Genomic DNA, 19419 nt, shown 5'->3' with positions numbered 1-19419 from the left:
GTCCCGAGTGGATCGCACTGCCCAGCTCACCACCCATGCGCTCGACCGCGGCATTGCATACGATCCGCCGCCCGCCCGCGCCGCCACCGGCGCCGGCGCACGACGGTCGCTGCACGTCAGAGCCGCACAGGTGCTCGACGGGAACTGGACCGGCAGTTCGACCGTGCCCTCCCGGAACCTGTATCCGCACCAGTGGTCGTGGGACTCGGCGTTCATCGCGATCGGCCTCAGGCACCTCTCGCCGCTGCGCGCGCAGACGGAGCTGGAGACGCTGCTGGCCGCCCAGTGGGGCGACGGGCGGATCCCGCACATCGTGTTCAACCCCTCCGTGCCCCTCGACGCGTACTTCCCGAGCCCCGACTTCTGGCGCTCCTCGACCGCGGGGCGCGCTGCGGGCGCCCCGCGCACCGTACAGACCTCCGGGATCGTGCAGCCACCGGTGCACGCGCTGGCGGCCTGGCTGGTGCACCTCGCCGACCCGGGCCTGTCGCGGGCGCGCGGCTTCCTGGCGGGCGTCTACCCACGGCTCGCCGCCTGGCACCGCTATCTGCTGCACCGGCGCGACCTGGGCGGCGGCGGGCTGGCGTCCGTCGTGCACCCCTGGGAGCAGGGCATGGACAACAGCCCCTGCTGGGACGCCCCGCTCGCCCGGGTCGTCCCGGCCCCGGCACGCTCCTTCCGGCGCGCCGACCTGGACCACGGCGCGGCCGAGGACCGGCCCACGGACCTGGACTACGGGCGGTACGTGCGGCTGGCGGCCGACTACCGCGACGCCGGATACACCGACCGGACCAGGGACTTCGCCGTCGAGGACCCCGCCTTCAACGCACTGCTCATCGCCTCCGAGCACGCCCTCGCCCGGATCGCGCGGGAGCTGGGCGCGCCCGGCACGGCCCGGCACGCGCGGGCGGAACGGCTGACGGCCGCGCTGGTGGACCGGCTGTGGGACCCGGACAAGGAGATCTTCCTGTGCCGGGACCTGCGGGGCGGCACGGACGGCGGGGCCGACGGGGGCGGCTCGCTCATCCCGGAGCGCGCGGTCTCCGGGCTGGTCCCGCTGCTCCTGCCCGGCCTGCCCCGGGAGATCACCGCCGCGCTCGTCCGCACCCTGGACGGCCCGCACTTCGGCACCGGGTCCGGCCTGGTGCCCAGCTACGACCTGCTCGGCGAGGCCTTCGACCCGCACCGCTACTGGCGCGGGCCCGCCTGGTTCAACACAGGCTGGCTGCTGGAGCGGGGGCTGCGCGAGCACGGCGAGCGGGAGCGGGCGGACGCGCTCGCCGAGGCGGTCGTACGAACGGCCGACGCGAGCGGGTTCGCCGAGTACGTCGACCCGCACACCGGCGAGGCGTGCGGCGCGACCGGGTTCAGCTGGACCGCGGCGCTCGCGCTGGACCTGCACCACCGGCAGCAGCCCGCGGCACCGCACACCACGTCACACGAAGAGCCACATACCGAACGTCAAAACCTGCACAAGAGCTGACAAAACGGGGTGTCCTCGGCGGACACCGCACGTTCGACCAGAGGGACGAAGGAGGGGACCGGGGATGGCGGACCGGCATCATCTGCTCGTGCACGGCACGACGTTCGCGGCAGTGGACGACCGCGGCGACATCAGCGGCGTGCGGGGCGGCGGCTCCCCGGACGGGTTATTCGTACGGGACGCCCGCCACCTCAGCCGCTGGCAGCTGACGGTGGACGGGGCGCTGCCCGAGGTGCTCACCCCGGTCGCCGACGGGGACGGCACGCGCTGTGTCCTGGTCCCGCGCGGCGGCCGCCAGGAGCCGCCCGCGCACACGCTCTTCCGGGAACAGGCCGTCGGCGACGGCTCGTTCGTCGAATCCCTGCGGGTCACCAGCAACCGCCCGGTGCCGACCACGATCCGGCTCGCGATCACCGCCGACGCCGACTTCACGGACCAGTTCGAGCTCCGCGCCGACCACCGCACCTACGCCAAGTCCGGCGCCGTCCGCTCCCGCCAGGTCCTCGACGACGGGCTGGAGTTCGGCTACCGCCGGGGCGAGTGGCGGTCCTGTACGACGATCACCGCCGAGCCGGCCCCGGACGGCGTGGAGGAGACCGGGACCGGAGCCCGGCGGATGGTGTGGACGCTGGAGCTGGCACCGCACGGCACCACCGAGCTGCTGGTCCGGGTGATGGCGCGCCCGCACGGCGACAAGCGGGCCCTGCGGGTGCCCCGCGACCCGGCCGCGCTGAACGAACAGCTCCTCGCGCTGGAGGGCGAGTTCGTGGAGGGCGTCGCCTTCCCGACCGGCTGGCCCGAGCTGGCGGCGGCCTGCGCCCGCGGCCTCTCCGACCTCGCCGCGCTCCAGGTGCCGGCCACCGGACCGGACGGCGAGGAGCTCAGGGTCCCGGCGGCCGGGGCCCCCTGGTTCCTCACCCTGCTCGGCCGCGACGCCCTCCTCACCTCCCTCTTCGCCCTGCCCTACCGCCCCCGCCTGGCCGCCGCCACCCTGCCCGCCCTCGCCGCCACCCAGGCCACCGAGACCGGCGCGCACTCGGTGGCCCAGCCCGGGAAGATCGTCCACGAGGTGCGCCACGGCGAACTGGCCCACTTCGGGCAGGTGCCGTACGGGCGTTACTACGGCTCGGTCGACGCGACCCCGCTGTTCCTGATCCTGCTCGGCGCGTACGTCGAGCAGACCGGGGACGCCGAGATGGCCCGGCGGCTCGAACGCCACGCCCGCGCGGCCGTCGGGTGGATGCTCGACCACGGCGGGCTGACCTCGCGCGGCTACCTGGTCTACCGCGCGGACAAGGGCGGCCTCGCCAACCAGAACTGGAAGGACTCCCCCGGCGCGATCTGCTCCGCCGACGGCAGCCGGCCGATGGGGACCGTGATGGCGGCCGGGGCACAGGGGTACGCGTACGACGCGCTGCGCCGGACGTCGTGGCTGGCGCGGACGGTGTGGGCCGACGAGACGTACGCGGCGCTCCTGGAGCAGGCCGCCGGTGATCTGCGGGACCGGTTCCAGCAGGACTTCTGGATGCGGGAGGCCGCTTTCCCCGCGCTGGCCCTCGACGGGGAGGGCCGGCAGGTCGACGCGCTCGCCTCGGACGCCGGGCATCTGCTGTGGTCCGGGCTGCTGGACAAGGAGTACGGGGAGGTGGTCGGTCGGCGGCTGCTGGAGCCGGACTTCTTCTCGGGGTGGGGGGTGCGGACGCTGGCCGCGGGGCAGGCGGCGTACCACCCGCTGTCGTACCACCGCGGGTCGGTGTGGCCGCACGACAACGCGCTGATCGCGCTGGGGCTGGCCCGGTACGGGCTGCACGACGAGGCCCGGACCGTGGCGCACGGGCTGGTGGACGCGGCGACGGCGGGCGGGCACCGGTTGCCGGAGGTGCTGGCCGGGTACGGGAGGGACTCGCATCCGGAGCCGGTGCCGTATCCGCACGCGTGCGTGCGGGAGTCCCGGTCGGCGGCGGCTCCGCTGGCGCTGCTGACTGCCGTGGGCGGGGCGTAGGGGGCTGGGGGCCGTCCGTCGGGTGCGGGTGGGTGGGGGCTGGTCGCGCAGTTCCTCCCCCAGCCTTCGGCCGGGGGCACCCCCAGCGCCCCTTCGGGGGCGCCTGCAGGCGCTGTGTTTGCCCGGTGTTTGCCGAATGGCCTGAACACGGGCCTAATGAGGGCCGTACGGACATGTGGCGGGTCCGGCCTCCGAGCGTTGGCCCGCTTCCGTTTCACGGGTCTCGCACGGAAGGACCTCCGGGTTGTCTCAGCACACGAGCATTCGCCAGCCATCGGACACTCCGTCCGGGCCGTCCGAACGCGAAACCCCGCCGGAGGAATCCGAGGCCCCGACGTCCGAGCCGGCGGCGGCCACGGCCGAGTCCGCGCCCGTCGCCGAGCCGGACGACACCACGCCCGAAAAGACCGCCGAGACCGAGACCGAAGCCGAAGCAGCCGAAGCCGGCACCGAACCGGAAGTCGCCGACGGGACCGAGACCGAGTCTGAAGCCGACGGGACCGGGCCCGAGTCCGAAGCCGCCGCCGTCGGCACCGAGACCGAAGCCGCCGCAGCCGTCGGCACCGAGGCCGGATCCGGGAGCGTCCCCGTCCCGGAAGACGGCCCTCGTCCCCGTCGGCGCGGGTGGGCCGCCTGGAGTGGGCGGGTCCGGGAGCGGCGGCAGGCCTGGCGGGACGCGCATCCCACCGCTTCCTCCGCGCTGTCGATCGGCGTCACCGTGCTCTGCGCGGTGCTCGTGATCGCGGCGCTGGTGATGCCGAACTCCCTCGTCGGGTTCGGGCCGGCGAAGTTCCTGCGGATACCGTCCGAGGGGGTCGTCGCCGCCGCCGTCGCGCTGGTGCTGCCCCGAAGGCCCCGGATCGTGCTGGCCGTGGTGTTCGGTGTCGTACTCGGCGCGCTGACCCTGATCAACTTCATGGACATGGGGTTCTACGAATACCTCGGCCGGAACTTCAACCCCGTCCTGGACTGGAGCCTGCTCAGCGACGCCGAGTCGTACCTGGAGGACACCCTGGGGCGGACCGCCACCGTCGCCGTCAGCGTCAGCGCCGTCGTCCTCCTGCTGCTGCTGTTCGTGCTGCTCGCCCTGGCGACGGTACGGCTGAGCAATCTGCTGGCCCGGCATCCGGGGCGGGCCACCCGGGGCACGCTGATCGCCGGGGTCGTCTGGATCACCTGCTCCTCCTTCGGCCTCCAGGGCTTCAACGGGGTGCCGCTGGCCTCCGACCGCACCGCCGTCGCGCTGAAGGTCAGGTCGCAGCAGGTGCGGGACACCCTGCGCGACGAGGCGGATTTCCGGAAGGTCGCCAAGGTGGACGCCTTCGGGAACACCCCGCCCGACCAGCTGCTGACCAGCCTGCGCGGCAAGGACGTCGTCTTCACGTTCATCGAGAGCTACGGCCGCAGCGCCATCGAGGACCCGATCGAGGCACCCGGCGTCGACAACACCCTCGCCGTCCGGACCCAGGCCCTCGCGAAGGCCGGCTACCACGCGAAGAGCGGCTGGCTGACGTCGGCGACCTACGGCGGCAGCAGCTGGCTCGGGCACTCCACCACCATGTCGGGCCTGTGGGTCAGCAACCAGCAGCGGTACCGGACCGTGATGGCCAGCGACCACATGAGCATCACCAAGGCGTTCCAGAAGACCGGTGACTTCGACACGGTCGGCGTGATGCCGGGGATCCAGAAGGGCTGGCCGGAGCAGAGCTACTACGGCCTCGACAAGGTCTACAACGCCTTCCAGCTCGGCTACAAGGGACCGAAGTTCAGCTGGTCGACGATGCCCGACCAGTACGCGCTCCAGCAGTTCCAGGACCGGGTGCACAGCAAGAAGCCGGCCGACGGCAAGTCCCGGATGTCGTTCCTGATCCTGACCTCCAGCCACCAGCCGTGGGCGCCGATCCCGAAGATGGTGCCGTGGGACCAGCTGGGCGACGGCTCGGTCTTCAACGCCATCCAGAAGGCCGGCAACAAGGCGTCCGACGTCATCGCCGACACCACCAAGTCCCGCCAGGAGTACGGCAAGTCGGTCCAGTACTCGGTGACCGCCCTCACCGAGTGGCTGGAGCGCTACGGCAACGACAACACGGTGCTCGTCTTCCTCGGCGACCACCAGCCGATCGCCCGGGTCAGCGGCAACCACGCCAGCCGTGACGTGCCGATCTCGATCGTCGCCAAGGACCCGAAGGTGCTTGACGCGATCGACTCCTGGAACTGGACCGACGGTCTGCGGCCGGCGCACAACGCCCCGGTGTGGAAGATGAGCGCGTTCCGCGACAAGTTCCTGGCGGCGTACGGCTCCACGCCGCACCCGAAGACCAACTGAGCGTGCGGTTCGCCCGGCGCGGCCCGGTGGGGACTGATCGCGCAGTTCCTCCCCCGGCCGAAGGCCGGGGGTACCCCCGGCGCCCCTGCGGGCGCGGCGCTCAGCCCCCCGAAGTGTCCAGTTCCGCGTCCTCGGTGATGCCCGCGCAGTCGTAGGGGTCCTTCAGCCAGCCGTCCGGCAGCACCACGCGGTTGTTGCCGGACGTACGGCCGCGGGGGCCGTCGGCGCCGGTGGGCCAGGACTGGTCGAGGTCCAGTTCGTCCAGGCCGGCGCGGAGGTCGGTCAGCGAGGACGTGACGGCGAGCTTCTTGCGCATCTCGCTGCCGACCGCGAAGCCCTTGAGGTACCAGGCGACGTGCTTGCGGAAGTCGACGACGCCCTTGGACTCGTCGCCGAGCCACTCGCCGAGCAGGGTGGCGTGCCGGACCATGACGTCGGCGACCTCGCGGAGCGACGGCTCGCGGACGTCCTCCGGGCGGCCCTCGAAGGCGGCGACGAGGTCCGCGAAGAGCCACGGCCGGCCCAGGCAGCCGCGGCCGACCACGACCCCGTCGCAGCCCGTCTCGCGGACCATCCTGAGCGCGTCCTGCGCCGACCAGATGTCGCCGTTGCCGAGCACGGGGATCTCCGGGACGTGCTCCTTCAGGCGGGCGATGGCCTCCCAGTCGGCGGTGCCGCCGTAGTGCTGGGCGGCGGTGCGGCCGTGCAGGGCGATGGAGGTGACGCCCTCCTCGACGGCGATCCGGCCGGCGTCGAGGTAGGTGATGTGGTCGTCGTCGATGCCCTTGCGCATCTTCATGGTGACGGGCAGGTCACCGGCGCCGGAGACGGCCTCGCGGAGGATGGCGCGGAGCAGGTTCCGCTTGTACGGGAGGGCCGACCCGCCGCCCTTCCTCGTCACCTTCGGGACCGGGCAGCCGAAGTTGAGGTCGATGTGGTCGGCCAGGTCCTCCTCCGCGATCATGCGGACGGCCTTGCCCACGGTGGCCGGGTCGACGCCGTACAGCTGGATGGACCGGGGCTTCTCGGTCTCGTCGAAGCGGATCAGCTGCATGGTCTTCTCGTTGCGCTCGACCAGCGCCCGGGTCGTGATCATCTCGCTGACGAACAGCCCCTTGCCGCCGCTGAACTCCCTGCACAGGGTGCGGAAGGGCGCGTTGGTGATCCCCGCCATGGGGGCGAGGACGACCGGCGGCCGGACGGTGTGCGGGCCGACCTTAAGGGGGGACGTGGACTCGGGCATTCCCCCATTGTCCCGTACGCCGGGCGGTGCTCGTCGGGCCCTGTGGACAACCGCCTCTCCGGCACGCCCCGTCACGATCATGTATCACTCATTAGTTAGACGCACTATCGAAATGGGCGTACGATGAGAGGCATGCCCGAGCTCAGCCCCCGCCGCCGCATGCTCGTCCTCGCGATCTGCTGTATGAGCCTGCTGATCGTCAGTCTCGACACGACCGCGCTCAATGTCGGCCTGCCGTCCATGCAGCGCGAACTGCACGCCTCGACGGCGGGCCTGCAGTGGACGATCGACGCGTACACCCTGGTCCTCGCCTCGCTGCTGATGCTCGCCGGTTCCACGGGCGACCGGGTCGGCCGCAAGAAGGTCTTCATGACCGGCCTGGTCGTCTTCTCGATCGGCTCCCTGCTCTGCTCCCTCGCGCCGAACCTCGACTCGCTGATCGCGTTCCGCATGATCCAGGCGGTGGGCGGCTCGATGCTCAACCCGGTCGCGATGTCGATCATCACCAACACCTTCACCGACCCGCGCGAGCGGGCCCGGGCGATCGGCGTGTGGGGTGCGGTGGTCGGCATATCCATGGCCGCCGGGCCACTGGTCGGCGGCCTGCTCGTGGAGTCGGTCGGCTGGCGGGCGATCTTCTGGGTCAACCTCCCGGTGGGCCTGGCGGCCGTCCTGCTGACGCTGCGCTTCGTGCCGGCGTCCCGGGCACCGAAGGCCCGCCGCCCCGACCCGGTCGGCCAGGTGCTGGTCATCGCCCTGTTCGGCTCGCTGACGTACGCGATCATCGAGGCGCCGACGGCGGGCACGGACACCGTCCTGCCCTTCGCCGCGGTGGCCCTCGCCGCCCTGCTGGGCCTCCTCTGGTACGAGCCGCGGCGCGACGAACCCCTGATCGACCTGCGGTTCTTCCGCTCGGCACCGTTCAGCGGCGCGACCGTGATCGCGATCAGCGCGTTCGCGTCCCTCGGCGGCTTCCTGTTCCTCTCCACGCTCTACCTGCAGAACGTGCGCGGCCTGGACGCCCTGCACGCGGGCCTGTGGATGCTGCCGATGGCGGTCCCGATGTTCCTGTGCGCCCCGCTGGCCGGCCGCCTCGTCGGCAGCCGGGGCCCGCGGCTGCCCCTGGTGATTGCCGGCGTCGCGATGACCGCGAGCGCGGTGCTGTTCGCCGCGTTCGAGGCGGAGACCTCGGACACCACCCTCTTCCTCGGCTACGTCCTGTTCGGCATCGGCTTCGGCTTCGTGAACGCCCCGATCACCAACACCGCGGTATCCGGCATGCCGAGGTCCCAGGCGGGCGTGGCGGCCGCGGTCGCCTCCACCAGCCGCCAGCTGGGCCAGACCCTGGGCGTCGCGGTGATCGGCGCGGTGCTTGCCTCCGGGATCGGCTCGTCGTCGTACGCCGACCGGTTCGTGGGTGCCGCCCGCCCCGGCTGGTGGATCCTGGCCGGCTGCGGCCTCGCGGTCCTGCTGCTGGGCGCCGTGACCAACGGCGGCTGGGCCCGTGCCACGGCGGAGCGGGCCGCGGAGCGGCTGGCGGCCCCGGAGATCCGCGCGGCCGTGGGCAGCGCGGAGCGCGTCTAGCCGGCCCGCCGCGTCACGAACAGCTGATCTCCGAGCGCCGGTGCCGGGCCAGGACGGCCTGCCGCAGGGCGCCCAGGGCCAGGGACTGCAGCAGTGCCGAGACGACGACGGTGCCGACGAAGAACCAGTCCGGGGTGTCCGTGCGCCAGGCCGTCCTGCCGAGCGCCGCGAGCAGCGGGAAGACCGGGAACGTGACCAGGGGCGGCCAGAGCCAGGCGTAGTCGGAGCCGTGCTCGTCCGCGTGCGCGGAGTCGACGACGGCCTTGGCGATGACGACGGCGACCAGGACCAGGTAGGCCACCGACAGGCGGTTGGTGAGCATCAGCCGGACAACGGTGCGGGCCGGGCCGGATTCCATCTTCTTCTCCCCCGTGGCCGGTCGTCGATTCGTCGTGCGTCGTGGCGTCGCTGCGTCGCTTCCTCTCCCCTCCAGCATGGTCCGTGGCGGACGGCACCCGGGTCCTGAGTACGCGTACTCAGTTGTGCGAACGAATTCCCGTGGCCCGGTCAGGAGTTCGGCTGCGCCGTACCCGTCAGCGCCAGGTCGTGCAGCCGCTCCAGGCGCTCCCGGGTGTCCCTGTCGGCCGGGACGTAGGTGACCATCCGCGCCCCGGACCCCGGGTTCAGGAACAGGTCCGTGTGTTCCAGGGTGAGGTGGCCGACGTACGGGTTGAGGAACTCCTTGGTCCTGGAGCCCGGGTTCACCACCTCGTAGCGCTCCCAGTTCTCGCGGAACTCCGCGGACTCCGCGGCCAGCCGCTTCACCAGCATCTTCCAGGCCGGCTCGGCGAGATGGCCGGCCATCGACGCGCGGAGTTTCGCGGCCATCAGGCGGCGGGTCTCCTCCAGGTGCACGATCGACCGGCACCACTCGGGGTTGGTGTAGACGAGGATCATGCAGTTGCGGTCCTCGGGCGGGACCGCGTCGAGGTCGCACAGCAGACGGGCGTAGGTGCGGTTGTAGGCGAGGATGTCGTAGCGGCTGTTCTGGACGGAGGCCGGCAGGGGCTCCAGGGCGCGGAGCATCTCCTGCAGGGCCGGGGTGACGCCCGTGCAGCTCGCGGCCGGGGTCGGGTCGACGGCCTCGGCCAGCCGGAAGAGGTGGGCGCGCTCGGTGGCGTCGAGCCGCAGGGTGCGGGCGAGGGCGTCCAGGACCTGGACGGACACCTGGATGTCCCGGGCCTGTTCGAGCCAGGTGTACCAGGTGACGCCGACCGCGGAGAGCTGGGCGACCTCCTCCCGGCGCAGGCCGGGCGTGCGGCGGCGGGTACCGCGCGGCAGGCCCACCTCCTCCGGGGTGATCCGCTCCCGCCGGTTGCGCAGGAACGCGGCCAGTTCGTGACGCCGGATGTCCGCACCCCGGCCCTGGGCGGCGGGCGTCTGCCGCGGGGCCGTCTTCTCCTGTGCCGTCGTCGTCATACCTCCAGCCTGCCCCGTCGCCGATCCTGTTGCCAGGTACTTCTACTACCAGGACAAGGAGACTCTGGTACCAGTCTGGGGCCGGCCGCAGGCTCGAGTGCATGACCGAAACCGTCACCACAGCGTCCGTGCGGTCCCCGTCCGCGCCACCGGCGCTCGGCGGCCCGGGGCTGTTCACCGTCCTGCTGGCCGCCGCGCTTCCGCTCATCGACTTCTTCATCGTCAACGTCGCCCTGCCCACCATCGGCGCCGACCTGCACGCGGGCGAGGCGGTCCTGGAACTCGTCGTCGCCGGGTACGGCGTCGCCTACGCCGTGCTGCTGGTGCTCGGCGGTCGGCTCGGCGACCTGTTCGGGCGCCGCCGGCTCTTCCTCGGCGGCATGGCCGCGTTCGGGCTGACCTCGCTGGCCTGCGGACTCGCGCCCAGTGCCTGGACGCTGGTGGCCGCCCGGGTCGCCCAGGGCGCCGCGTCCGCCGCGATGCTCCCGCAGGTCCTCGCCACCATCCAGGCCGCCACCCGCGGCGGCCGACGGGCGCGCGCCATGAGCCTGTACGGCGCCACCGCCGGCCTCTCCATGGTGGCCGGTCAGATACTCGGCGGGGTGCTGGTCGCCGCCGACATCGCGGGCACCGGCTGGCGGTCCGTGTTCCTGGTCAACGTGCCGGTCGTGGTCGTCGGGCTGGTGCTCGGCGCCCGGTTCGTGCCGGAGACCCGCTCGCAGCAGCCCGAGCCGGTCGACGGGCCCGGGACCGTACTCCTCGCGCTCTCCCTCCTCTCCCTCCTCGCCCCGCTCACCGAGGGCCGCGCGGCGGGCTGGCCGCTGTGGACGTGGCTGTCGCTGGCCGCGTTCCCGGGCGTGGCCGTCGCCTTCTACGCCGTGGAGCGCCGCGCCGACCGGGCGGGCCGTACGCCGCTGGTCCCGCCGAGCCTGTTCGAACTCGCCTCGCTGCGCCGGGGACTGGTGCTGATGCTGCCGTTCTCGATCGGGTTCAGCGGCTTCATGTTCGTGATCGCCGTGGCCCTGCAGAGCGGGGAGCACCTGGGTCCGGTCCCGGCCGGGATGGCGCTCGCCCCGATGGCGGTCGCCTTCCTGTTCGTCTCGCTCGCCGGGCCGCGGCTGATCGCCCGGTACGGCAGCCGGGTGGTGACCGCCGGGTCGGTGATCCAGGTGGCCGGCATCGTCCTCATCGTGCTCGCCGCCCGGCGGGACTGGCCGCACCTGGACTTCACCGGGCTGCTGCCCGGGGTCGCCGTCGCCGGTGCCGGTCAGGCCCTGCAACTGCCCAACGTGCTGCGGCTCGTGATGTCGGAGGTGCCGCCGGCACGGGCCGGGGTGGGCAGTGGCGTGATGGTCACCACCCAGCAGTCCGCGCTCGCCCTCGGCGTGGCCACCCTGGGCACCCTGTTCCTCTCCCTGGTCCCGCACCAGGGCATGCGGGACGCCCTGGTCACCACCCTGCTGGTCCAGCTGGGCCTGGCCGTGCTCACCGGCCTGCTGAGCCTGCGGCTGCCCCGCACGGTCAACTAACGGTCCCGTAAGGCGCCCCGTGCGGCAGCGCCCCGAAGGGGCGCTGGGGGTACCCCCGGCCGAAGGCTGGGGGAGGAACTGCGCGACCAGCCACGACGGCGCCGCACCCGCCGGACGGCACAGCGGGGCACTCTCAGCGGCGCACTCAGCACACTCAGCCGCCGGGACCGCCCAGTTCGAACCACACGATCTTGCCGGTGCCGAGCCGAGTGGTACCCCACCTCCGCGCCAACCGGTGCACCAGATAGAGACCCCGGCCGTGCTCGTCGGTGGCCTTGGCCTGCCGCAGCCGCGGCAGCTGCGGCACGTCGTCGCCCACCTCGCAGCGCAGCACGTCCGTCCGCAGCAGCCGCAGGCTGATCGGCCGGGAGGCGTGCCGTACGGCGTTGGTGACGATCTCGCTGACCAGCAGCTCGGCGGTGTCGCTGAGGTCCTCCAGGCCCCAGCCGGCCAGGGCCTGCCGGGTGAGCCGGCGGGCCCGGCCGGGGGCGCCGACCTCCGGCTCCAGAGTCCAGTACGCCACGTCGCTGGGCGCGATGCCGTCGAACCGGGCGGCGAGCAGCGCGATGTCGTCGTCCCGGTCGCCCGGGCCGAGCATGTCGAGCACCTCGTCGCACAGGGCCTCGAGGGGCGGCGGCCGGTCGGGCCCGGTCAGCTGGGCGGTGGCGGCCAGCTTCTCGCGCAGCTGCTCGATGCCGGTCCACACGTCGCGCAGCCGGGACTCGACCAGGCCGTCGGTGTAGAGGAGCAGGGTGGCTCCGGTGGGGGCGTCCAGCTCGACCGCCTCGAAGTCGATGCCGCCGACGCCGATCGGGGCGCCCGGCGGCACGGTGAGGACCTCCGCCTTGCCGCCCGGGTGCAGCAGGATCGGCGGCGGATGGCCGGCGTTGGCGACGGTGATGCGGTGCGAGACGGGGTCGTAGACGATGTACAGGCAGGTCGCCATGCGGTCGGTGCCGAGCCGCTGGGCCTGTTCGTCGAGGTGGTGCAGGACCTCCTGCGGGGGCAGGTCGAGGCCGGCCAGGGTCAGCGCGGTGGTGCGCAGCTGGCCCATGACCGCCGCCGAGGTCATGGAGTGGCCCATGACGTCGCCGACGACCAGCGCCACCCGGCTGCCGGGCAGCGGGATCGCGTCGTACCAGTCGCCGCCGACCCGCGCGGTCTCGGCGGCCGGCAGGTAGCGGGAGGCGAGCCGGACACCGGTGGGCCGGGGCAGCGTCTGCGGGAGCATGGCGCGCTGCAGCCGGTCGGCGATGAAGGCCTCCCTGCTGTACAGGACGGCCTTGTCGACGCCGAGCGCGGTGTGGGTGGCGAGCTGGGCGGCGACCAGCAGGTCGGCGGGTTCGAACGCCGGGCGCTCGGGCCGGCGCAGGAAGACGACGGCGCCGGTGACCCGGCGGCGGCCGCGCAACGGGGCGAGGATCGCGTGCGAGCCGACCCAGTCGTTCAGCGCGCTGTCCGCGCCGACGAGTTCGCCGAGCGCGTCGCGGGTCGGCGGGGTGTCGGCGAACACCGGCCGGACCCCGCGCAGCACCTCGGCGAGGGCGCCGCCGGGCACCACCTCGCTCCAGTCGGAGGCGTCCAGGTCGTCCTGCTCGTCGTCCACCGTCTCCACGGGCCAGACCAGCTCGGCGCCGGGGCCCTTGAGCCGGTCGGTGCGGCGCAGCCGCAGCACGGCCGGGCCGTTGGGGCGTTCGTCGCCGACCGGGAGCGGGTCGCGCAGGTAGACGAGGGCCGCGTCGGAGTACGTCGGTACGGCGGCCCGGCACAGGCCGAGCACGATCTCGTCGGTGTCGAAGCCGCGGGCGATCCGCCGGGTGGCGGCGCCGACGTAGCGCAGGCGGTCCTCGTCCGGGGCCTTCGGCGCGGCGGGCGGCGCCGCGGCGAGGGCGTCCTCGCGCACGCCGAGCGCGGTCTGCGCCGACAGCGCGTCGGCCAGGGCGATGTCGTCGTCCACGAAGTCCTCCCGGTCCGGGCGGCGCAGGAACACCGCGACGCCCACCACGGCGTCGGGGGCGCGCAGCGGGGCGAGCAGGACCCGGTTGCCCTGCGGGAGCCGGGGTGCCGTGCCCAGGAGTTCACGGAGGGCGTCGTCCACGTCGTCAGGACCGCGGCCGCGCGCCCTGCCGCAGCGCAGCAGCGCGGCGAGCGCGCCGTCGGGCGCCAGCGGTCGCGACCGCGGGGGCGATCCGCCCATGGCGCCGCCGAGTTCGGCGGGCACCCCGTCCAACTCCAGGCGCTCCGGCTCCGACCCGTCCGGGGGATGGTCGCCGAGATAGACGAACATGCCGTCCGCCAGGTCCGGGACCGTCACCCGGTACAGCTCACGGACGGCCTGGGCCGCGCCTTCGGCACGCGCGATCCGGCGGCCGGCAACGGCCAGGAAACGTTGAGGATCCGGCAGCATCGCCTCTCCGTGCCGGTGGCCGCTTCACAAGGTCGCTTTCATCTTGAGCCAGGGTCAATTCCCTGTCCAGGGTTTCCGCCGGTACACCAAGTCCGGTTCTTGATCGGGAGGTTGGGCCGGGGACGTCCGCGGGGGCACCCCCCGGGCCGCCCTGACCTCCTGCTCGGCCCGCGCGGCCGGGTCTCCGGCGCCGTGTGAACTCCGGGGACATCCTCGGCAAAACCCGGTGAAGAAATCCCCGTTGATGTTGGTCTTGCTGCACACTCCTTGCCGTCGACCGCCGTCGACACGTGCCGAAGAGCAGACCGGGCACCGACTCCGGAGGCGTCAATGCCGCAGATCGACGAGAGCAAGGTCAGCCGCTGGGACCAGCACGGCCGGGAGCACGTGGTCCGGGTGCAGCGCACGGGGGTGCAGCGCACGATCAAATGCGGCACCTGCGGCTGGCAGAAGGGCGCGCAGTTCCTGCCGTGGCTGAAGGCGGAGGAGCATCTGGCCGAGGCCCACCAGGCCACCGTGGACCCCGCGGGCACCCAGCCCTCGCGATGACGTTCAGCGGCTGGGCGGCCCTCGCGATGCCTTTCCGCGGGCGCGGGGGCCAGCCCTCGCGATGACTCTCCGCGGGCGTGCGGACCAGCCTTCGCGATGACTTTCCGCGGGCGCGGGAGTCGTACCTGGCGACACCGCGCCCACCGGAAGGACGACCGATGACCGCCTCCCCGCTGCATGCCACCCTGCGCCGCCACGTCGAGGCCGGCACCGTCCCGGGAGCCGTGGGTCTGGTGGCCCGCGGCGACGACGTCGAGGTGGTGGCCGTCGGGCACACCGATGTCGAGGGGTCCGCCCCGATGGCCCGGGACTCGGTGTTCCGGATCGCGTCGGTCACCAAGCCGATCACCGCCGCCGCGCTGCTGATGCTGGTGGACGAGGGCCGGATCGGGCTCGGCGACCCGGTGGCCGACTGGCTCCCGGAGCTGGTGAAACCGATGGTGGTGCGTACGCCCACGAGCCCCGTCGACGACGTGGTGCCGGCGGTCCGCCAGATCACCGTCGAGGACCTGCTCAGCTTCCGCGCCGGCTGGGGTCTGCCCGACGACTTCGCCCTGCCCGCCGCGCAGGCCCTGTTCAAGGTGCAGGACCACGGCATCCCCTTCCGGGACTGGCCGGACCCGGACACCTGGCTGGGCCTGCTCGCCCAGGTGCCGATGCTGCACCAGCCGGGCGAGGCCTGGCTGTACGGCACCGCGTCCGCCCTCCAGGGCATCCTGGTCGTCCGGGTGTCGGGCCGCACCCTGCCCGATTTCCTGGCGGAGCGGATCTTCGAGCCGCTGGGCATGCGGGACACGGCGTTCGAGGTGCCCGCGTCGAAACGGCACCGCTTCACCGCCGCCTACGCCCCCGCCGCGGACGGCACCCTGCGCCTGACGGACACCCCGGACGGCGCGTACAGCAGCCTGCCGCGCTTCCCCTCGGGCGGCGGCGGCCTCGTCTCCACGGCCGACGACTGGCTGGCCTTCGCCCGGCTGCTGCTGAACGCCGGCGCCGCCCCGGACGGCCGCCGGCTGCTGACCGCCACCTCGGTGAGCCGTATGACCACCAACCACCTGACGGCGGCCCAGCGCGAGCGCGCCGCCCTGTTCCTGGAGGGCCAGGGCTGGGGGTACGGCGGCTCGGTCGACGTCGCCCCGGCCGAGCCCTGGTCGGTGCCGGGCCGCTACGGCTGGGTCGGCGGCACCGGCACCACCGCGCACCTCGTCCCGGCCACCGGCACGGTCACGGTCCTGTTGACACAGACGGCGATGACGGGTCCGACGACGACCTCCTTCATGCGGGACTTCTGGCGGGCCACGGCCTAGCTCGCGCGTTACGCCGTTCGGGTGAGCTTCCGGGGAGGAGTCACAAGGTCAGGACACCCGTTGCCACCTGCGGTCTTTACCGAATCCGAGGGCGCGGCGCGCACCGCCTCCGAGGCCGCCCGGGTCGCCGCCCGGCGCGACCCGGCCAAGCCTTGAGACGTCCCCCCGTCCCTCGACAGGAGTACATCCATGCACACCACCCAGCGCCAGATCTCCCGGGCCCTCGCCGCCGGTGCGCTCTCCGTGGCCCTGCTGTCGGCCGGTTCCACCGGGGCGTTCGCCACCGAGGCCAAGCCGACCCCGTCGCCCACCATGAGCGCCAAGCCGAAGCCGAAGCCGAAGCCGAGCCCCAGCCCGACCACCACGGCCTCGATCTCGGCCAGGGCGAACACCACCTCGGTCAAGCCCGGTGAGCCGGTGACCGTGACCGGCCGCACCTCCGGCCTGAAGGTCGGCTGGCCGCTGGTGCTCCAGCACCAGAAGGGCGGCAAGTGGGTCCCGCTCAAGGCGACCGCGAAGGTCAAGAACGGCAGCTCCTACTCGCTGACCACGACGCTCAGCAACCCGGGCACCGAGCACCTGCGGGTCGCGGCGGTCGGCAAGAAGGTCTACTCGCCGACCGTGACGGTCAAGGTGAGCTGAGCCCTCGCACCAGCAGCTCCACCAGTGACCCGAAGTCCTCCTCGGCCTCCGGCCGCACCCACTCCCGCGCGTAGCCCGGGTCGTGGAAGCGGCCGGTGGCCTGGAAGACGGTGCGGGCCGCGGCGGCGGGGTCGGGCACGGTGAAGACACCGGTCCCGGCCCCGTCCGCGATGATCGCGGTCAGCTGGCCGGTCAGGTCGGCGATGTGCTCGGTGACCGCGGGGCCGCTCTCGCCGGCCAGCACCATGTAGGTGGCGAACAGCTCCGGGTCGGCACCCGCCTTGCGGCGCTTCGCGTCGAACAGGGCCCGCAGCCACTCGCGCAGCCGGACCTCCGGGTCACGGTCGCCGGCCGCGATGCCGGACAGCTGCTCCGAGGTCCGGTCCAGCCACCGCTTCGTCACCGCTTCGCGCAGCGCCGCCTTGGTCCGGAAGTGCCGGTAGACACTGCCGTGGCTGACGCCGAGCGCGCGGGCCACGTCCACCACGGTGGCCTTGGCCGGGCCGTGCCGGCGCAGCACCTCCTCGGTCGCCTCGAGGATGCGCTCGGCGGTCAGGGCCGGGGTCGGGGGCGGGGACGTCGCTGCCATGGCCTAGACGGTACCTGGCGCCGGGGTCAGTGCTCGGTGCCGAGATGGCTCATCTGCGCGGCCGGGTAGCGGGTGCCCGCCGCCGCGTCCGCCGGTACGGCCTCCTCGATCGCCGCCAGGTCGGCCGCGTCCAGGGTGACGTCCAGGGCGCCCAGCGACTCGGTGAGCCGCTCGCGGGTGCGGGCGCCGACGAGCGGCACGATGTCCTCGCCGCGGGAGAGCACCCAGGCGATGGCGATCTGCGCGACCGTCACGCCCTTCTCGTCGGCGATCTTGCGCAGCGCCTCGACGAGGTCGAGGTTGTGCTGGAGGTTGTCGCCCTGGAAGCGCGGCGAGAAGGCCCGGAAGTCGCCCGAGCCGAGCTGCCGGTCACGGGTGAAGTGGCCGGAGATCAGGCCTCGGGAGAGCACGCCGTACGCGGTGATGCCGATGCCCAGCTCACGGGTGGTCGGCAGGATCTCCCGCTCGATGTCGCGGGTGATGATCGCGTACTCGATCTGGAGGTCGGAGATGGGCGCGGTGGCGGCGGCCCGCCGGATGTTCGCCGCGCTCGCCTCGCTGAGGCCGATGTGCCGGACGTGCCCCTTCTCGACCAGTTCGGCGATGGCGCCGACCGTCTCCTCGATCGGCACGTCCGGGTCGACGCGGGCGATCCGGTAGACGTCGATGTGGTCGACGCCGAGGCGCTGCAGTGAGTAGGCGGCGAAGTTCTTCACGGCCGCCGGGCGGCCGTCGTAGGCGTTCCAGCCGCCGTCCGGGTCGCGCAGGGCGCCGAACTTGACGCTGGTCAGCGCCTTCTCCCGGAGTGCTGCGGGGGCGGTGCGCAGGGCCTCGCCGATCAGCATCTCGTTGTGGCCCATGGCGTAGAAGTCGCCGGTGTCGAGCAGGGTCACGCCGGCGTCGAGGGCCGCGTGGATCGTGGCGATCGACTCGGCGCGGTCGGCCTCGCCGTACAGCGCGGACATGCCCATGCAGCCGAGGCCGAGGGCGGATACCTGGGGGCCGGTGGAACCGAGGGAACGGGTGTGCTTCGTCATGGCTCCACTCTGACATGACAGATGACAGATTTCAATATCTGTCATTCCATACTCGTCACACCGGTCGGGATGGAAGTGGTCCAGACCTATTGACGGAAGGTCTGGACCAAGAGCACTGTCATGTCTACGACACTCGCGCCGCGCCCCGACCCCACCGGGAGGCCCCGCATGATCCGACGCACCCTCGCCCTGCTCGCCGCCGCGCTCGCGACCGGGGCGCTCACCCAGCTCCCCGCCGCCGCCCCCGCCTCGGCCGCCGACACCTGCGCGGTCAAGTCCCGTCCCGCGGGCAAGGTGCTGCAGGGGTACTGGGAGAACTGGGACGGCTCCGCCAACGGCGTCCACCCGCCGTTCGGCTGGACCCCGATCACCAACTCCGCCATCGCCGCCCACGGTTACAACGTGATCAACGCGGCCTTCCCGGTGATCCGTTCCGACGGGACGGCCCTCTGGGAGGACGGCATGGACGCCGGCGTGAAGGTGGCCACGCCCGCGGAGATGTGCGCGGCGAAGGCCTCCGGCCAGACCGTCCTGCTGTCCATCGGCGGGGCGGCGGCGGGCATCGACCTCAGCTCCGCCACCGTGGCCGACAGGTTCGTGTCGACGATCGTCCCGATCCTGAAGAAGTACAACTTCGACGGCATCGACATCGACATCGAGACGGGCCTGGTGGGCAGCGGCTCGATCACCCAACTGTCCACGTCCCAGGCCAACCTGGTCCGCATCATCGACGGCATCCTCGCCCAGATGCCGTCCAACTTCGGCCTCACGATGGCTCCGGAGACGGCGTACGTCACCGGAGGCAGCATCACCTACGGCTCGATCTGGGGCGCCTACCTGCCGATCGTCAAGAAGTACGCCGACAACGGCCGCCTGTGGTGGCTCAACATGCAGTACTACAACGGCAGCATGTACGGCTGCTCGGGCGACTCGTACTCGGCCGGCACGGTGGCCGGGTTCACCGCCCAGACCGACTGCCTCAACAAGGGGCTGGTCGTACAGGGCACCACGATCAAGGTGCCGTACGACAAACAGGTCCCCGGCCTGCCCGCCCAGTCCGGCGCGGGCGGCGGCTACATGTCCCCGTCCCTGGTCTCCCAGGCCTGGAACCACTACGGCACGTCCCTCAAGGGCCTCATGACCTGGTCGATCAACTGGGACGGCTCAAAGAACTGGACCTTCGGCGACAACGTGAAGTCCCTACAACACCGCTGACCGTTCCTACCGTCCCCCCTGCCCCCGGCCCGTTCCGTCCGGCTCCCCTGCCCCCACCGACCCACTCCGTCCGGTCGGCCACCCCAT

General features: G+C 72.7%; 15 protein-coding genes. 9 read left to right on the top strand and 6 right to left on the bottom strand.

Annotated features, from left to right (window positions below; translation table 11 throughout):
- The first annotated feature begins 7 nt into the window (after window positions 1-7).
- From ACFY0K_RS13735 to ACFY0K_RS13725, 3 genes are all read left to right on the top strand, one after another.
- Entirely contained in the window at window positions 8-1483 is a 1476-nt protein-coding gene (locus ACFY0K_RS13735) for a hypothetical protein (RefSeq protein ID WP_390639966.1), read from the top strand.
- Between the two features lie 64 nt (window positions 1484-1547).
- Window positions 1548-3485 (top strand): glycogen debranching N-terminal domain-containing protein, encoded by a 1938-nt coding sequence (locus ACFY0K_RS13730; RefSeq protein WP_352353568.1) that lies wholly within the window; start codon window positions 1548-1550, stop codon window positions 3483-3485.
- A gap of 754 nt (window positions 3486-4239) precedes the next feature.
- Window positions 4240-5811: a sulfatase-like hydrolase/transferase gene (locus ACFY0K_RS13725; protein WP_390640013.1), complete on the top strand. Its 1572-nt coding sequence runs from the start codon at window positions 4240-4242 to the stop codon at window positions 5809-5811.
- Between the two features lie 100 nt (window positions 5812-5911).
- On the opposite strand, the gene dusB is transcribed toward ACFY0K_RS13725, so the two are convergent.
- Window positions 5912-7054 carry a tRNA dihydrouridine synthase DusB gene (gene dusB, locus ACFY0K_RS13720; RefSeq protein ID WP_390639965.1) on the bottom strand — a complete coding sequence of 381 codons (1143 nt, stop codon included), beginning with the start codon at window positions 7052-7054 and terminating at the stop codon, window positions 5912-5914.
- 132 nt (window positions 7055-7186) lie between these two features.
- Between dusB and ACFY0K_RS13715 the strand changes: the two genes are divergently transcribed.
- Window positions 7187-8638, top strand: coding sequence for an MFS transporter (locus ACFY0K_RS13715; protein WP_390639964.1), 1452 nt, complete (start codon window positions 7187-7189; stop codon window positions 8636-8638).
- A gap of 13 nt (window positions 8639-8651) precedes the next feature.
- Here the strand turns inward: ACFY0K_RS13715 and ACFY0K_RS13710 are convergent, their stop codons facing one another.
- On the bottom strand, window positions 8652-8996 hold the full coding sequence (locus tag ACFY0K_RS13710) for an SCO4225 family membrane protein (RefSeq protein WP_390639963.1): 345 nt from the start codon (window positions 8994-8996) through the stop codon (window positions 8652-8654).
- 149 nt (window positions 8997-9145) lie between these two features.
- Window positions 9146-10057, bottom strand: coding sequence for a helix-turn-helix transcriptional regulator (locus ACFY0K_RS13705; RefSeq protein ID WP_390639962.1), 912 nt, complete (start codon window positions 10055-10057; stop codon window positions 9146-9148).
- A gap of 101 nt (window positions 10058-10158) precedes the next feature.
- On the opposite strand from ACFY0K_RS13705, the gene ACFY0K_RS13700 reads away from it, so the two are divergent.
- Complete coding sequence (locus ACFY0K_RS13700) at window positions 10159-11586, top strand: MFS transporter (protein WP_390639961.1); 1428 nt, start codon at window positions 10159-10161, stop codon at window positions 11584-11586.
- Window positions 11587-11740: 154 nt separating this feature from the next.
- Here the strand turns inward: ACFY0K_RS13700 and ACFY0K_RS13695 are convergent, their stop codons facing one another.
- Window positions 11741-13993, bottom strand: a complete 2253-nt coding sequence (locus ACFY0K_RS13695) for a SpoIIE family protein phosphatase (RefSeq protein WP_390639960.1) — start codon at window positions 13991-13993, stop codon at window positions 11741-11743.
- Between the two features lie 330 nt (window positions 13994-14323).
- Between ACFY0K_RS13695 and ACFY0K_RS13690 the strand changes: the two genes are divergently transcribed.
- The 3 genes from ACFY0K_RS13690 (at window position 14324) to ACFY0K_RS13680 (ending at window position 16491) form a co-directional block, all read left to right on the top strand.
- Window positions 14324-14542: a hypothetical protein gene (locus ACFY0K_RS13690; protein WP_351954930.1), complete on the top strand. Its 219-nt coding sequence runs from the start codon at window positions 14324-14326 to the stop codon at window positions 14540-14542.
- A 158-nt stretch (window positions 14543-14700) separates the two neighbouring features.
- Window positions 14701-15849, top strand: a complete 1149-nt coding sequence (locus ACFY0K_RS13685; protein ID WP_390639959.1) for a serine hydrolase domain-containing protein — start codon at window positions 14701-14703, stop codon at window positions 15847-15849.
- A gap of 189 nt (window positions 15850-16038) precedes the next feature.
- The gene (locus ACFY0K_RS13680; RefSeq protein WP_390639958.1) at window positions 16039-16491 is read left to right on the top strand and encodes a hypothetical protein; all 453 of its coding nucleotides are present in this window, start codon (window positions 16039-16041) and stop codon (window positions 16489-16491) included.
- On the opposite strand, the gene ACFY0K_RS13675 is transcribed toward ACFY0K_RS13680, so the two are convergent.
- Together ACFY0K_RS13675 and ACFY0K_RS13670 are read right to left on the bottom strand one after the other, a co-directional pair.
- Window positions 16478-17080: a TetR family transcriptional regulator gene (locus ACFY0K_RS13675; RefSeq protein WP_390639957.1), complete on the bottom strand. Its 603-nt coding sequence runs from the start codon at window positions 17078-17080 to the stop codon at window positions 16478-16480. The genes ACFY0K_RS13680 and ACFY0K_RS13675 overlap by 14 nt on opposite strands.
- Window positions 17081-17106: 26 nt before the next feature.
- The gene (locus ACFY0K_RS13670; protein WP_390639956.1) at window positions 17107-18117 is read right to left on the bottom strand and encodes an aldo/keto reductase; all 1011 of its coding nucleotides are present in this window, start codon (window positions 18115-18117) and stop codon (window positions 17107-17109) included.
- Window positions 18118-18285: 168 nt separating this feature from the next.
- Here ACFY0K_RS13670 and ACFY0K_RS13665 point away from each other — a divergent pair, with 168 nt between their 5' ends.
- Window positions 18286-19332 (top strand): chitinase, encoded by a 1047-nt coding sequence (locus tag ACFY0K_RS13665; RefSeq protein ID WP_390639955.1) that lies wholly within the window; start codon window positions 18286-18288, stop codon window positions 19330-19332.
- Window positions 19333-19419 lie beyond the last annotated feature (87 nt).

This window comes from Streptomyces sp. NPDC001507 (assembly GCF_042894765.1).
Lineage (GTDB): Bacteria > Actinomycetota > Actinomycetes > Streptomycetales > Streptomycetaceae > Streptomyces.
This window is presented reverse-complemented; position numbering and strand designations above follow the sequence as displayed.

Excerpts from the sequence above, each read along its gene's own strand:
- ACFY0K_RS13690 (WP_351954930.1), top strand. The coding sequence starts at position 14,324 with ATGCCGCAGATCGACGAGAGCAAGGTCAGCCGCTGGGACCAGCACGGC.
- ACFY0K_RS13680 (WP_390639958.1), top strand. The coding sequence starts at position 16,039 with ATGCACACCACCCAGCGCCAGATCTCCCGGGCCCTCGCCGCCGGTGCG.
- ACFY0K_RS13730 (WP_352353568.1), top strand. The coding sequence starts at position 1,548 with ATGGCGGACCGGCATCATCTGCTCGTGCACGGCACGACGTTCGCGGCA.
- ACFY0K_RS13675 (WP_390639957.1), bottom strand. The coding sequence starts at position 17,080 with ATGGCAGCGACGTCCCCGCCCCCGACCCCGGCCCTGACCGCCGAGCGC.
- ACFY0K_RS13710 (WP_390639963.1), bottom strand. The coding sequence starts at position 8,996 with ATGGAATCCGGCCCGGCCCGCACCGTTGTCCGGCTGATGCTCACCAAC.
- ACFY0K_RS13725 (WP_390640013.1), top strand. The coding sequence starts at position 4,240 with ATGCCGAACTCCCTCGTCGGGTTCGGGCCGGCGAAGTTCCTGCGGATA.
- ACFY0K_RS13685 (WP_390639959.1), top strand. The coding sequence starts at position 14,701 with ATGACCGCCTCCCCGCTGCATGCCACCCTGCGCCGCCACGTCGAGGCC.
- ACFY0K_RS13700 (WP_390639961.1), top strand. The coding sequence starts at position 10,159 with ATGACCGAAACCGTCACCACAGCGTCCGTGCGGTCCCCGTCCGCGCCA.
- ACFY0K_RS13695 (WP_390639960.1), bottom strand. The coding sequence starts at position 13,993 with ATGCTGCCGGATCCTCAACGTTTCCTGGCCGTTGCCGGCCGCCGGATC.
- ACFY0K_RS13670 (WP_390639956.1), bottom strand. The coding sequence starts at position 18,117 with ATGACGAAGCACACCCGTTCCCTCGGTTCCACCGGCCCCCAGGTATCC.
- ACFY0K_RS13715 (WP_390639964.1), top strand. The coding sequence starts at position 7,187 with ATGCCCGAGCTCAGCCCCCGCCGCCGCATGCTCGTCCTCGCGATCTGC.
- ACFY0K_RS13665 (WP_390639955.1), top strand. The coding sequence starts at position 18,286 with ATGATCCGACGCACCCTCGCCCTGCTCGCCGCCGCGCTCGCGACCGGG.
- ACFY0K_RS13705 (WP_390639962.1), bottom strand. The coding sequence starts at position 10,057 with ATGACGACGACGGCACAGGAGAAGACGGCCCCGCGGCAGACGCCCGCC.
- dusB (WP_390639965.1), bottom strand. The coding sequence starts at position 7,054 with ATGCCCGAGTCCACGTCCCCCCTTAAGGTCGGCCCGCACACCGTCCGG.